The organism is Paracoccus binzhouensis, from assembly GCF_016446475.1.
Classification (GTDB): Bacteria; Pseudomonadota; Alphaproteobacteria; order Rhodobacterales; family Rhodobacteraceae; genus Paracoccus; species Paracoccus binzhouensis.
In genome coordinates this window covers 39493-52441 of record NZ_JAEHFP010000010.1, presented here as the reverse complement: position 1 = coordinate 52441, position 12949 = coordinate 39493, and the positions used below count along the sequence as shown (strand labels likewise).

The window sequence follows — 12949 nt, the reverse complement described above, 5'->3', positions numbered from 1 at the left end:
CGGCACCCGGGGCAGTGCGACCGCAGCGCGGGCAGTACTGATGGCCCGCCCGAAGAAGGAAGACGCGCTCGACATTTCCCGAAGAGCGGTCGAGGAGACCATCCGGCTCCTTGGCGAGAGGGACGATTTCGATGTGCCGCTGGCGGCGGTCGCCGAGGCGGTCGGCTGTACCGCGCCCGCTCTCTACGGGCATTTCCGCAACAAGGACGCATTGCTGCGGGCGGTGCACGATGCTGGATTCCGGCGGCTTTATGAGGAGAAGCTTGCGCTTTCGAAGCGCTTGCGCTCCGATCCGCTCGCATATCTGCGTGAAGGCACCCGCGCCTATGTCCAGTTCGCCTTCAACAATCCGACGCTATACCGCCTGATGTTTTCTCCACCGCCGGGCGTCGCCGCGGACCAGGATCCACTTTCGTCCGATGCCGGAGCGTCCGTGCTGGAACTGGCTGTGAAGGCGATTAAGGCCTGCCAGAAGCGGGGCTTTCTCCCCGGAATGGACCCGAACCGGTACGCTTTCACCTACTGGGCAGCAGTTCACGGCGCGGTCACCCTTGCGCTGCAGAACCGAGCGCCGGGTGACGAAGCCCGGTTCGACGCGGCGATCGTCGTCATTGATACGCTTCTCGAGATCATCGCGGCCACCGCTCCTGATCGCAGGTAGTACAGGTCATTGGTGGCCGCCCGACCTGCTGCGCTTCTCCTTCGCGAAACCCCGGTCGGTGGCGATGAACCGCTCCAGCATCGGCACGATCAGCTTGGCCGGGTCTGTGGCGGGCTGACCGGACTCGCACGCCAGGACCTCGGAATAGGCGACGAGGTCGCGATGAAGCGGTCCGGGCAGTTCCACCGTCACCTTGACCGGTCTGTCCTCGACGATGGGTCCGAGTTTCAGCTTCGCCATGGTCAACTCCTGTAGGGTTCGAGAACGAGGTCGCGGGTGACGATCACCCTGACCGGGAAGCCCGGCCGAACGGTGAGCGTCGGCGCAACCTGCAACTGGCGCTGGATGATCTGCTGACCCGCCTGGTTGATGGTGTCCTGCGCCCCGTCGCGGATGGCGCGGATCAACCGATCTTCGTCACTGGTGGCGAGTTCCGTGCCGACCGCGAGCAGCGTGGAGAGGCCCGCAGCCTTCATCAGATCCCACCAATGATAGTCGACTCCATCCTCGAGACCGGCATAACCGCTGGCATCCGCGCCGGGCTGGCGTTCGAGCACGACCGAGCGGCCGTTGGGCAGGATCAGACGATTCCAGACGAGCAGGACACGGCGCTGGCCGAAGGTCACGCCGGCATCGTATTGCCCGATAATCCTCGTGCCTTGCGGGATGAGGAGCAGCGATCCGGTCGGGCTGTCATAGACGTTTTCCGTAACCTGTGCGGTGATCTGTCCGGGCAGATCGGACCGGATGCCGGTGATCATCGCGGCCGGGATAACAGCTCCCGCCTGAAGGATGTAGGGCGATGCCGGCGGCACGATGCGATCGAGCGCAACAATCTGGCGATCCACAGGGCCGTTGAGGAAAGCCGTGTGCCGATCCTGTCCGGCCGTCTCGCCGGTTTGCGAGCCAAGGTCGAGACCGGCCAGACCCGGACCTCCGGTGGCAATTGCCGTGCCCGGAGCGGTTTGGAAGAAAACGCGGCTGAGGCGCGCCGCCTCTTCCTCGGCAAGCCGGCGCTGCTCCTCCGGGTCGACGGCCGGCGCCGCCACGACAGGTGGTGCGACCGGCTGTCCCCGGTTTTGCGCATCAAGGATCGGGCCGCCGAGATCACCTGGCAAAGGTGGTCCAAGGACCGGGCCGGTATAGTCCCTCGGCAGGCCGGACAGGCCATCGGCCGTGGGACGGTTCTCGGTTGAATAGAGTTCTTCGCCGCCCTGCCCTGCGTCCCGGGTCTGGAGCGCATAGATGAGCGCTCCGCCGATCCCGAGCAACGCGACGGCGCCGACACCGGCAAGCATCTTGCGGGAAAGCCGCGTCACGCGCGGCGGATCTGCGCGCAAGCGCATGGGTGTGGCCGTTGCCGCGCTCGTGGTTGTCGTGGTGGTTGCTTCCTCGGTCATGATGAGGCGCCTCCGGTCGCGCGGGCCGGTCGGGCGGCCGCCTGCCGCTGTTCGATCCGGACGATCCGGACAGTCTGCTGGCGCTCACCGCTTCCGAGGCGCAGCTCGGCCGCGCCGAACAGGCGGTCGACGATCAGGATGTTCTGGTGGATGCGGCTGTTGACGATCTGTGGCTCACCATCCGAGCCGAGCACAAAGATCGGCGGCATCTCGCCCTGGACGATGCCGCGCGGGAAAACGACGTAGACGCGCCGGCCATCGTCGAAGACCGAGATCGGCCGCCACGGCGGGCTGTCGCCGGTCAGACCATAGCGATAGTTGCGCGAGGCCTCGGCCGGGATGACGGGCGCGGCCGGGACCGACTGACGCTGCCCCGCCGGCGGCGCGGGATAGGCCCAAGCGACGGCAGGCATGTAGAGCTCCTCGCGGGCGCGCAGCTCGATCATGTAGATGCGGCGATCCGTGGTGATGACCAGATTCGTCGAGATGTCCGGCCGCGTCGGCTTCACCAGCACATGAACGCGCCGGTGCGCACCGCTTCCGCTCTCGGTATCACCGATGATCCATCGTGCGGTATCGCCCGCCGCGATCGGACCGGCGCCAGTGAGGCCCTCACCTGGCTCCAGGGCGATATTGGTGATCTGCCCCGGCGCCGCATAGACCTGATAGAGGGCGCCCTCGGACCACGGGTAAATCTGGATGGCGTTGTAATAGCCCTCGCGGCGCGGTTCGACGCGGGCGGCGGCATTGGCGTTCTCCACCCGTCCCGCCGGCGTGCCTGCGGCTGCACCGCCCCGCGCGACGTTCCAGGAGGGAGGCGTGTGCAGCGGACGCGGCCGGTCGTCGGTGACAGGTGCCTGCGCCACAGGGAGCGGCGGGACGTCGGCATCGTAACTGAACTGAGGAACCCGATTGGTGGCACATCCAGCCAGCGCCGTCGCGGCCAGCAAGGCCACGGTCGCGGGGTTGCGGAGAGCCGGAAAGCCGGACTTACGGATCCGCGTGCGGGTCATTGGCTCATCTCCCGCGACCAGTTGATGGCGTTGACGTAAATGCCGAGCGGATTGGCACGCAGCCGTTCGGCGTCGCGCGGCGTCTGGATCACGATGGTCAGGATCGCGGTCCAGCGCTCGGTGGTGGAGAGTTGGCCGTTCTCGTATTGGCGTTCGGTCCAGGCGACGCGGAAGGAGTCCGGTGACGCCCGGATCACCGAGGAGACCTCGACCGCCACCTGCTGGCGACCAACGCGCGTGAAGGGGTCATTCGCACGGGCATAGTCGTTGAGCGCCGCCGCTCCCCGGTCGGTCGTCCATTCATAGGCGCGCAGCCAGTTCTGGCGGACAATGATTGCGTCGGCCGGAATGGCCCGCACCTGCTCGATGAAGCGGCCGAGATGCCAGGCGATTTGCGGGTCGGTCGGGCGGTAGTCCGCGGTTGCGGGCGCTACCGTCTGCGCCTGACCGAGATTGTCCACCTGCACCACCCAGGGCACGATCGTCCCCTGCGCCGACTGCCAGACCAGGGCGGCGGCGAAGCCGGCCGAGAGGACCAGCGAGCCGAAGGCCATGTAACGCCAGTTCCTTGCCTGAACGCGAGCCGAGCCGATGCGCTCGTCCCAGACCTGCGCGGCCTTCTGGTAAGGCGTCTCGGGTTCGGGTGTTTTGCCGTAATGTGTCGATGATCGTTTGAACAGATTCATGAGCGGTCGCTTTCGGAAAGATTGACGGAAGAGCCGGAGCCGTGGCTGTCGCCGGAGCGCACGGCATGGCCCGCCATGGTCGTGCCGTGGCCAAGCGCTTGTCGGCGCTGCATCTGCTGCGCCCATGCCGGAGGACCGCCAGCGGAGGCCGAGGCCAATGGGGCGGCGGCATCGCCTGCGCCGCCGACGGTGCCCATGGACGATGACCCGCCTGTCGCGCCGAACCCGGCGCGAACACCATCGGAGAAACTGGACCTGACGCTCTCGTTTGCCCTGGAGGCGGCGCGTTTCAGCGGCGAGGCGGCGGCGGAACCGGCTGCCCGGGCGACACCTCCAACACCGGAGACGACACCTGCCGCACCGGACTGGCCCAGCGATCCGACGCTATAGGCGGCTGTGGCGCCTCCCGCGGCGGTCGCGCCACCACGGACGGCCGCGGCTCCTCCCGACAGGGCGGCCGCGCCTCCCCTTGCGGCCATGCCTGCGGCGGCGCCGCCCGCCAGGACCATGCCACCGGCGGCAAGCCCGGTTCCGACAGCCGAGCCGGCGCCGAGCTGCGGCCCGCCCGACACGAGGCCCGAGGCGATACCGGGGCCGAAGATGCCGAGGCCGAGAAGGGAAAGTGCGGCCAGCACGATCGCCATGGCGTCATCGATGGTCGGGGTCGTGCCACCAAAGCCTGCGGTAAACTGGGAAAACAGCGTCGAGCCGATGCCGATGATCACGGCGAGGACGAGCACCTTTATGCCAGAGGAGACGACATTGCCGAGCACACGCTCGGCCATGAAGGCGGTCTTGCCGAACAGACCGAAGGGAATGAGGACGAACCCTGCAAGCGTCGTCAGCTTGAACTCGATCAGCGTGACGAAGAGCTGGATGGCAAGGATGAAGAAGGCGAGCAGCACCAGCGCCCAGGCGAACAGCAGGCAGGCGATCTGGATGAAGTTCTCGAAGAAGGAAACGAAACCCATCAGATCCGAGATCGCATCGAGCAGCGGTCGGCCTGCATCGAGGCCGGTTTGTGCGACGCGGCCCGGGCGCATCAGATCGGCCGCGGAAAAGCTCGTGCCCGAGGCCTGCAGGCCGAGACCCGCAAAGCTGTCGAAAACGATCTTCGCGAGATTGTTCCAGTTGCCGATCAGGTAGGCGAAGACACCAACGAAGAGGGTCTTCTTCACCAGCCTAGCGATGATGTCATCGTCGGCACCCCAGCTCCAGAACAGTGCCGCGAGCGTCACATCGATGACGATCAGCGTAGTCGCGATGAAGGCGACTTCGCCGCCGAGCAACCCGAATCCGCTGTCGATATAGCTCGTGAAGACGCCGAGAAAATTGTCGATGACCCCCATCCCGCCCACGGCTCATCGCTCCCCTTCGACTGCCGGGGCGGCGGGCGCCGGAGAACGGCCAAGGAAGCGGTCGCGGGACTCTGCCCAGGCCGAAAGACACTCGGCGTCGCTGGTGGCGGCTTCTCCGAGTCGCTGGCATCGCCGAAGCGTCAGGCGCAGAGGATCCGCCTCGGGCTGGAGCTCCGGCGCGGATCTCACCCGCGCCGGTTCCTCTTCCCGGGTCATCTCGATCACCGTGGCGGTGATCGCTATGGCGATGAATATGATCGCCCCGATCCGGGCCAGCATTTTCCCATCCATGGGAAACCCTCCCGGGATCAGTTACCGCGGTTGAACATCTGCGCATTGCCAGGCTGATAGCCCGAGCCAGGTGTCAGAAAGCGCTCGCGCTGGATGCGGCCTTGTTCGGCGGCTGTCGCCCGGTCGGCCTCGAGCATGGCTGTGGCGCGGCCATTGGCGGAGATCACCGCGATGAGGTCCGAAAGCTGTTGGGATTGCAGTGCGAGAAGCTGGTTACCCGCCTGCGTCGCTTGCAGCGCACCGACCGCATTCTGGCTCTGATCGACCAGCGCGGACATCGCGCTGCGATTGCTGTCGATATTGCCGACCACGCCGGCCTGGACGCGCATGGCGTCCTGCAACCCGCCCACGGTGTTTTCCCAGCGCGAACGGGCATCGGCGATCAGCTGCGCGTCGGTGGCCGAGATCGACAGCTTGCCGTAGTCCTCCTGGAACATCCGGTCGATCTGCTGGACGTCGAATGCGATGCTCTGGGCCTGGCTCAAGAGCTGCTGGGTGCGCTGGATGTTTTGCTGAAGCTGCTGGAGCGAGGAGAACGGCAGGCTCGCCAGATTGCGGGCCTGGTTGATCAGCATCTGCGCTTCGTTCTGAAGCTGGGCGATCTGATTGTTGATCTGCTCCAGGGATCGAGCGGCTGTCAGCAGGTTTTCGGCATGATTGGTCGGATCGTAGACGATGCGGCCGAACCCGCCGAAAAAGGCGTGTGCGGGTGTGGTAAGCACCGGCGCAAGCGGCGTCGCAAGCGCCAGGGCGAGCAGCGAGACACGCGTGAAACGGTGCATTTTGGGAAAGGTCACAGGTCGATCTCCTCTTGGTTGAACTATTCATCGATTGAGAATTCGTCTTGGGGCCCGGCTTGGCTCGAGATGCCTGGTGCCGGCTCATCCTCCGGGCCCGAAGGTGGCCCCGGGACGAGATTGGGGAGGCCGGGGATCAGGTCGGCGGCCCAGTCCACGCCGCGATGGCGCAGCCAGGCGGCAAGGAAGCCGTCGGCCCCATGCTCGGCGTGGACGCGCTCGATGGCGGCCTGATCGGATTTGGAAGACGCGGCGCAGAGCGCGAGTCCGACTTCGCTGAGGCCCAGCTCGAACAGCCGGTTGCCGCGTCTCGACTGGCAGTAATAGTCCCGCTTGGGTGTCGCCCGTGCGAGGATCTCGATCTGGCGATCGTTGAGACCGAAGCGGCGATAGATGGCCGTGATCTGCGGCTCGATCGCGCGCTCGTTCGGCAGGAGCAGCCGCGTCGGGCAGCTCTCGATGATGGCGGGCGCGATCGCGCTGCCATCAATGTCCGACAGGCTCTGCGTGGCGAAAATGACCGAGGCGTTCTTCTTGCGGAGCGTTTTCAGCCATTCGCGGAGCTGGCCGGAGAAACCGTCATCGTCGAGGGCGAGCCAGCCCTCGTCGATGATGAGCAGCGTCGGGCGGCCATCGAGCCGGTCGCCGATCCGATGGAACAGGTAGGACAGGACCGCAGGCGCCGCCCCCGTTCCGACCAGCCCCTCGATTTCGAACGCCTGCACGTCGGCAGAGCCGAGGTGCTCGGTCTCGGCATCGAGCAACCGGCCATAGGGACCGCCGACACAATAGGGTCGCAGCGCCTGTTTGAGGTCATTGGATTGCAGCAGCACGGCGAGGCCGGTGATGGTGCGCTCCCCTGGGGGCGCGGACGCGAGCGAGGACAGTGCCGTCCAGATGTGTTCCTTCACCTCCGGCGTGACGGCGACACCCTCGCGCGCCAGGATGGCGCCGATCCATTCGGCAGCCCAGGAACGCTCATAGGCGTCGTCGATGCGGGCGAGCGGTTGCAGCGACACCAAGGCCTCCGACCCTTCGGTCAATCCGCCGCCCAGATCGTGCCAGTTCCCGCCCATGGCGAGCGCCGCGGCCCGAATGGAGCCGCCGAAGTCGAAGGCGAAGACCTGGGCTCTCGCGTAACGGCGGAACTGGAGCGCCATCAGCGCCAGCAACACCGATTTGCCCGCGCCGGTCGGGCCGACGACAAGCGTGTGGCCGACATCCCCGATATGGAGGGAAAGCCGGAACGGCGTACTTCCCTCGGTCTTGCCGTAGAACAAGGGGGGCGCACCGAGATGGTCGTTTCGTTCCGGCCCCGCCCACACAGCACTCAGGGGAATCATGTGGGCAAGATTGAGCGTCGAGATTGGCGGCTGCCGGACATTGGCATAGGCATGACCAGGCAGAGAGCCGAGCCAGGCGTCGACGGCATTGACAGTCTCGGCCATCGCCGTGAAGTCGCGGCCCTGAACGACCTTCTCGGCAAGCCGCAGCTTTTCGTCGGCGATGCGCGGATCGGCATCCCAGACCGTGATCGTGGCCGTGACATAGGCCATGCCCGCCATGTCCTGCCCGAGTTCCTGCAGGGCCATATCGGCGTCGGCGGCCTTGTTGGCCGCATCGGTGTCGACCAGCGCGGATTGCTCGTTGGTCATCACCTCCTTGACGATCGCGGCGATCGACTTTCGCTTGGCAAACCATTGCCGGCGGATTTTGGTGAGCAGCCTTGTCGCCGCGAGCTTGTCGAGGAGGATCGCCCGCGTGCTCCAGCGATAGGGAAATGCCAGCCGGTTCATTTCATCCAGCAGGCCGGGCGTCGTGGCGGTGGGGAAGCCGATGATGGTGAGGACACGCAGATGCTGATCGCCGAGGCGCGGCTCCAGCCCGCAGGTCAGCGGCTGGTCGGCAAGCAGCGCATCGAGATGCATCGGCACCTCCGGCACGCGTACGCGATGCCGGTTGGTGGAGATCGTCGAGTGGAGATAGGTGAGCGTCTCTGGGTCATCGAGCCAACGGCATTCAGGCATGAAGCCGTCGAGTAGGGCCAGAACGCGGTCGGTCCGATCCACGAAGCCGCGCTGCAGTTCCCAGGGGTTCACGCCCGATTGCTCGCGGCCCTCATAGAGCCAGGTCTCGGCACGCGCGGATTCCTCGGCCGGCGGCAGCCAGAGGAATGTGAGGAAGTAACCCGACACGAAATGCACGCCGGCCTCCTCGAATGCCGCCCTGCGCTCGGCGTCGACCAAGGCCGATGCCGGGTCGGGAAACAGGCTTTCGGGATAGGTCGCGGCCTCGCTGCGCTGAGCCTCGACAAAGATCGACCAGCCGGAGCCGAGACGACGGAGGGCATTGTTGATGCGGCCAGCCACGGCGACCAGTTCGGCGGCGACCGACGAATCCAGATCCGGCCCGCGAAACTTCGCCGTTCTCTGGAAGCTGCCATCCTTGTTCAGCACCACGCCGGAGCCGGCCAATGCGGCCCAGGGCAAATAGTCTGCCAGGCGAGTGGCGGTGCGGCGGTATTCGGCCAGGTTCATCATCGCCGCGCCCTCACACCGCCAGGAAAGCCGGGATACGCAGATGCCGGCGGCCGACTTCGACGAAGAGCGGGTCGCGTTTTGCCGCCCAAACCGCCACGAAATGTCCCACCGCCCAGATCGCCAGACCGACCAGCCAGAGGCGCAGGCCGAGGCCCACCGCCCCGGCGAGCGTTCCATTCAGGATCGCAATGGAACGGGGAGCGCCGCCCAGCAGGATGTGTTCGGTCAGCGCCCTGTGAACCGGGATGGTGAAGCCCGGCACGGCATCGAGCTGTTCGAGAACAGCCGCCATCAGATGAGCGCTCCGCCGCCAAACGAGAAAAAGGACAGAAAGAAGCTGGATGCAGCGAAGGCGATGGAGATGCCGAAGACGATCTGGATCAGCCGTCGGAAGCCGCCGGAGGTGTCGCCGAAGGCCAGCGTAAGGCCGGTGACGATGATGATGATGACGGCGATGATCTTCGCGACCGGTCCCTCGATCGATTCGAGAATGCTCTGGAGCGGGGCCTCCCAGGGCATGGATGAACCGGACGCATGCGCGGCCGGGGCCATGAACAGGCTGACATAGGTGACGGCCGCGGCTGTCGCGATGTGACGGCGAATGCGCAAGGCGTGACGGATCATTCGGGCTTCCCTTCTGAACTGGTTGCGGGGGTGATGCGGTAGTCGCCGTCAGGACCGAGCCCATCGACGCGCGCGAGTTCGACAAGCCTTCGCGCGGACCCGCGCCCGGCGAGGACGGCGACCAGATCGATCGTCTCGGCGATCAGGGCGCGCGGCACGGTGATGACGGCTTCCTGGATGAGTTGTTCGAGGCGGCGCAGCGCGCCGATGCCGGAGCCGGCATGGATCGTGCCGATGCCGCCCGGATGTCCCGTCCCCCAGGCCTTGAGCAGGTCGAGCGCTTCGGCGCCGCGCACCTCGCCAACGGGGATGCGGTCCGGGCGAAGCCGCAGAGAGGAACGGACGAGGTCGGAGAGAGTCGCCACGCCGTCTTTCGTGCGCATGGCGACGAGGTTGGGCGCGGCGCATTGCAACTCGCGCGTGTCCTCGATGATGACGACGCGGTCCGAGCTGTTGGACACCTCGGCAAGAAGAGCGTTGGTCAGGGTCGTCTTGCCAGTCGAAGTGCCGCCCGCGACGAGAATATTGGCGCGCGCCGCCACGGCCTCGCGCAATGTCGCGCTCTGTTCGGGTGTCATGATGCCGGCAGCGACATAGTCGTCGAGCGTGAACACCGCGACCGCTGGCTTGCGGATGGCGAAGGCAGGCGCGGCGACGACAGGCGGCAGCAAGCCTTCGAAGCGTTCGCCGGTCTCCGGCAGCTCGGCGGAAACCCGCGGCGCCCCGGCATGCACCTCGGCACCGACATGATGGGCGACGAGCCGCACGATGCGTTCACCATCGGCTGCGGGCAGAATCTCCCCTGTATCGCCAAGGCCCTCGGACAACCGGTCCACCCAGATGCGGCCATCGGGATTGAGCATGACCTCGACGACCGCAGGGTCGTCCAGAAAGCGGGCGATGGCGGCTCCGAGCGCGGTGCGCAGCATGCGCGAACTGCGCGCGCGTCCTTCTGGATTGTTATGTGAAGCCGCCATCTTGTCCCCGTTCTGGCCGGGAACAATTCGGTCCTGCCCCGACGGGGACGATTAAAAGAACCCGAATTCGGGTGGATTCAACAACTGTCTTTCGGAGTAGTACTGTAGCGTGCAAATACAGGAAATCGGCGGGATTGCCCGGCACCGTCGGCTCGCTGCACGGCCCCTATGATGGTTCCGATCGCGCGGGGCTGACATCTTCGCTGATCTCCTGCCGGAGCTGCGGTCCCGCCGCAAGGCGGCGCCCGAGCGCACCGACGAATGCTTCATAGCGTTCGCTCGCCTTCGCCCGCGCCGCCTGTGCCGCCGGCTCGGGCAGCGCTGGCGTGCTGGTGAGCCAGAAGCGCACGAAAACCGCCAGGGTTTCGACCGAGATCCCGACATCGCGCTCCAGCCTTGAAATGCGCCGGTCGATCTGGTCGAGCCGCTTGACGATGGCCGCTTCACGACGTTCGTCGGCATCCGGCGACAGAAAGGACGCGATCGCGGCTTCCGCGATCATCGATCGGGACTGACCACGGCGCGCAGCGAATTCCGCCAACATCGCCATGATCTCGGGGTCGAGATAGACGGAGACCGGAGATTTCTTCTTGCGTGCGGTCTTGGCCATCAGAGGTCCATCCCGTCACCGGGATCCATGCTCACCTGACGCGCCACGTTCAGCCCCATCACCTGCGTGAGGCGCCGGCTGCGGGTTGCATCGTCCTCACCGTCCTCATCAGGTGGATCGAACTCGTTCTCGATTGGCTTCCTCTTCTCGATCGGATTGGCGTGGCTCAACTCCGGCTGATGCCGGCGCTCGGAGCCGGTCGGATCTTCATCCGGATCGCCGGACGTCTTCGTGGCCGTATCGAACAGCGGACGCAGCGGCACCGGCAAGGCGCTCCAGTCGTCGGACTGTGGATTGTCGGATCGGACCATTTCCGGGGGAGCGAGGACACGCTCCTTGAAGCGCACATCCTCGAAATAGCGGGCCTTCTTCGCGCGGATCGGCGGGGTGCCTGCCAGCATGACTATCTCGTCGGAGGGCGGAAGCTGCATGATTTCACCGGGCGTGAGCAACTGGCGCGCCGTCTCGGAGCGGGAGACCATCAGGTGCCCGAGCCAGGGCGAAAGCCTGTGGCCGGCATAGTTCTTCATTGCCTTCATTTCGGTGGCCGTGCCGAGCGCATCGGACACGCGCTTGGCTGTTCGCTCGTCGTTGGTGGCGAAGCTCACGCGCACATGGCAATTGTCGAGTATCGAATTGTTCGGGCCGTAGGCTTTCTCGATCTGGTTCAGAGACTGGGCGATCAGGAAGCTCTTGAGACCGTAGCCCGCCATGAAGGCCAGGGCGCTCTCGAAGAAGTCGAGCCGACCGAGAGCAGGAAACTCGTCGAGCATGAGCAGGAGCCGGTGCCGACCTGCCTCGGTCTGCAAATCTTCGGTCAGACGGCGCCCGACCTGATTGAGGATGAGGCGGACAAGGGGCTTCGTCCTATTGATGTCGGACGGCGGCACGACGAGGTAGAGCGTCGTGGGCATTTCGCCCGCCACCAGGTCGGCGATGCGCCAGTCACAGCGGCGCGTCACCTCGGCGACGACGGGATCGCGATAGAGACCGAGGAACGACATGGCGGTGGAGAGCACGCCCGAGCGCTCATTGTCGGATTTGTTCAGGAGTTCGCGCGCTGCGCTTGCAATGACAGGATGCGGGCCGCCTTCACCGAGATGCGCGGTCTTCATCATCGCATCGAGTGTCGCTTCGATCGTGCGCCTGGGGTCGGACAGGAACGAGGCCACGCCAGCAAGGGTCTTGTCGGGTTCGGCGTAAAGGACATGCAGGATGGCCCCGACCAGCAAGGCATGACTGGTCTTTTCCCAGTGATTGCGCCGCTCAAGACTGCCTTCGGGATCGACCAGGATGTCGGCGATGTTCTGGACGTCGCGGACCTCCCATTCACCGCGCCGAACCTCGAGCAGCGGATTATAGGCCGACGAATCCGGATTGGTCGGATCGAACAGAAGCACCCTGCCGTGCCGGGCGCGAAAGCCCGCTGTGAGCTGCCAGTTCTCACCCTTGATGTCATGGACGATCGCCGACCCTGGCCAGGTCAGGAGCGTGGGCACCACCAGGCCGACGCCTTTGCCAGACCGTGTCGGCGCGAAACACAGGACATGCTCCGGCCCGTCGTGACGAAGATAGGCGCGATCGAAGCGCCCGAGCACGACGCCATCGGGATCGAGGAGTCCCGCGGCCTTGACTTCATCGGGTCGCGCCCATCGGGCGGAACCATAGGTTTCCGCGTTCCGTGCTTCCCGCGCTCGCCAGACCGACATACCAATCGCGACGGCAATGGCGATGAATCCGCCCGATGCCGCGATCATCCCACCCGTGGCAAAGATACCCGGCGCATAAGCTTCATAGAAATACCACCACCAGAAGATCGCGGGCGGATAATAGACCGGCCAACCGCCGACCCGGAACCATGGCGACCCGAGCTGCGCCTGAAACCCAAGCTCCCATGCCACGTATTGTGTCGCCGTCCATGTCGTGACGAGGACGATCAGAAAGACGGTGATGATCTGGCCCCAGAGAATTTTCGTCGCGGACATGGTGGTT

14 protein-coding genes are annotated in these 12949 nt (G+C 65.6%); 1 reads left to right on the top strand and 13 read right to left on the bottom strand.

Annotated features, from left to right (window positions below; translation table 11 throughout):
* The first annotated feature begins 40 nt into the window (after positions 1-40).
* Complete coding sequence (locus I9P22_RS04950; protein ID WP_199258248.1) at positions 41-661, top strand: TetR/AcrR family transcriptional regulator; 621 nt, start codon at positions 41-43, stop codon at positions 659-661.
* 6 nt (positions 662-667) lie between these two features.
* On the opposite strand, the gene I9P22_RS04945 is transcribed toward I9P22_RS04950, so the two are convergent.
* The 13 genes from I9P22_RS04945 to I9P22_RS04885 form a co-directional block, all read right to left on the bottom strand.
* On the bottom strand, positions 668-901 hold the full coding sequence (locus I9P22_RS04945; protein ID WP_199258247.1) for a DUF2274 domain-containing protein: 234 nt from the start codon (positions 899-901) through the stop codon (positions 668-670).
* Between the two features lie 2 nt (positions 902-903).
* Entirely contained in the window at positions 904-2061 is a 1158-nt protein-coding gene (locus I9P22_RS04940; protein ID WP_199258246.1) for a TrbI/VirB10 family protein, read from the bottom strand.
* Positions 2058-3074, bottom strand: a complete 1017-nt coding sequence (gene trbG, locus I9P22_RS04935; protein WP_199258245.1) for a P-type conjugative transfer protein TrbG — start codon at positions 3072-3074, stop codon at positions 2058-2060. Before trbG ends, I9P22_RS04940 begins: the two co-directional genes overlap by 4 nt.
* Positions 3071-3760, bottom strand: coding sequence for a conjugal transfer protein TrbF (gene trbF / locus I9P22_RS04930; RefSeq protein ID WP_012112711.1), 690 nt, complete (start codon positions 3758-3760; stop codon positions 3071-3073). Before trbF ends, trbG begins: the two co-directional genes overlap by 4 nt.
* Positions 3757-5118, bottom strand: coding sequence for a P-type conjugative transfer protein TrbL (trbL, locus tag I9P22_RS04925; RefSeq protein ID WP_199258244.1), 1362 nt, complete (start codon positions 5116-5118; stop codon positions 3757-3759). The genes trbF and trbL overlap by 4 nt, the downstream gene beginning before the upstream one ends.
* 3 nt (positions 5119-5121) lie before the next feature.
* A complete protein-coding gene (gene trbK-alt, locus I9P22_RS04920; RefSeq protein ID WP_173933162.1) occupies positions 5122-5409 on the bottom strand; it encodes a putative entry exclusion protein TrbK-alt in 288 nt (95 codons plus the stop codon).
* A gap of 17 nt (positions 5410-5426) precedes the next feature.
* The gene (gene trbJ / locus I9P22_RS04915) at positions 5427-6191 is read right to left on the bottom strand and encodes a P-type conjugative transfer protein TrbJ (protein WP_199258258.1); all 765 of its coding nucleotides are present in this window, start codon (positions 6189-6191) and stop codon (positions 5427-5429) included.
* 38 nt (positions 6192-6229) lie between these two features.
* On the bottom strand, positions 6230-8746 hold the full coding sequence (gene trbE, locus I9P22_RS04910) for a conjugal transfer protein TrbE (RefSeq protein ID WP_233253223.1): 2517 nt from the start codon (positions 8744-8746) through the stop codon (positions 6230-6232).
* A 10-nt stretch (positions 8747-8756) separates the two neighbouring features.
* On the bottom strand, positions 8757-9038 hold the full coding sequence (locus I9P22_RS04905) for a VirB3 family type IV secretion system protein (protein WP_012112716.1): 282 nt from the start codon (positions 9036-9038) through the stop codon (positions 8757-8759).
* A complete protein-coding gene (locus I9P22_RS04900) occupies positions 9038-9370 on the bottom strand; it encodes a TrbC/VirB2 family protein (RefSeq protein ID WP_173933166.1) in 333 nt (110 codons plus the stop codon). Before I9P22_RS04900 ends, I9P22_RS04905 begins: the two co-directional genes overlap by 1 nt.
* Complete coding sequence (gene trbB, locus I9P22_RS04895; protein WP_456299608.1) at positions 9367-10299, bottom strand: P-type conjugative transfer ATPase TrbB; 933 nt, start codon at positions 10297-10299, stop codon at positions 9367-9369. The genes I9P22_RS04900 and trbB overlap by 4 nt, the downstream gene beginning before the upstream one ends.
* 214 nt (positions 10300-10513) lie before the next feature.
* Positions 10514-10957, bottom strand: a complete 444-nt coding sequence (locus I9P22_RS04890; protein ID WP_199258242.1) for a ribbon-helix-helix domain-containing protein — start codon at positions 10955-10957, stop codon at positions 10514-10516.
* The gene (locus I9P22_RS04885) at positions 10957-12942 is read right to left on the bottom strand and encodes a conjugal transfer protein TraG (protein ID WP_199258241.1); all 1986 of its coding nucleotides are present in this window, start codon (positions 12940-12942) and stop codon (positions 10957-10959) included. Before I9P22_RS04885 ends, I9P22_RS04890 begins: the two co-directional genes overlap by 1 nt.
* Between the last annotated feature and the right edge of the window lie 7 nt (positions 12943-12949).

What these genes read in the sequence shown, in the direction of transcription:
- I9P22_RS04950 (WP_199258248.1), top strand. Translation starts at nt 41, where the DNA reads ATGGCCCGCCCGAAGAAGGAAGACGCGCTCGACATTTCCCGAAGAGCG.
- I9P22_RS04945 (WP_199258247.1), bottom strand. Translation starts at nt 901, where the DNA reads ATGGCGAAGCTGAAACTCGGACCCATCGTCGAGGACAGACCGGTCAAG.
- I9P22_RS04940 (WP_199258246.1), bottom strand. Translation starts at nt 2,061, where the DNA reads ATGACCGAGGAAGCAACCACCACGACAACCACGAGCGCGGCAACGGCC.
- trbG (WP_199258245.1), bottom strand. Translation starts at nt 3,074, where the DNA reads ATGACCCGCACGCGGATCCGTAAGTCCGGCTTTCCGGCTCTCCGCAAC.
- trbF (WP_012112711.1), bottom strand. Translation starts at nt 3,760, where the DNA reads ATGAATCTGTTCAAACGATCATCGACACATTACGGCAAAACACCCGAA.
- trbK-alt (WP_173933162.1), bottom strand. Translation starts at nt 5,409, where the DNA reads ATGGATGGGAAAATGCTGGCCCGGATCGGGGCGATCATATTCATCGCC.
- trbJ (WP_199258258.1), bottom strand. Translation starts at nt 6,191, where the DNA reads ATGCACCGTTTCACGCGTGTCTCGCTGCTCGCCCTGGCGCTTGCGACG.
- trbE (WP_233253223.1), bottom strand. Translation starts at nt 8,746, where the DNA reads ATGATGAACCTGGCCGAATACCGCCGCACCGCCACTCGCCTGGCAGAC.
- I9P22_RS04905 (WP_012112716.1), bottom strand. Translation starts at nt 9,038, where the DNA reads ATGGCGGCTGTTCTCGAACAGCTCGATGCCGTGCCGGGCTTCACCATC.
- I9P22_RS04900 (WP_173933166.1), bottom strand. Translation starts at nt 9,370, where the DNA reads ATGATCCGTCACGCCTTGCGCATTCGCCGTCACATCGCGACAGCCGCG.
- trbB (WP_456299608.1), bottom strand. Translation starts at nt 10,299, where the DNA reads ATGCTGCGCACCGCGCTCGGAGCCGCCATCGCCCGCTTTCTGGACGAC.
- I9P22_RS04890 (WP_199258242.1), bottom strand. Translation starts at nt 10,957, where the DNA reads ATGGCCAAGACCGCACGCAAGAAGAAATCTCCGGTCTCCGTCTATCTC.
- I9P22_RS04885 (WP_199258241.1), bottom strand. Translation starts at nt 12,942, where the DNA reads ATGTCCGCGACGAAAATTCTCTGGGGCCAGATCATCACCGTCTTTCTG.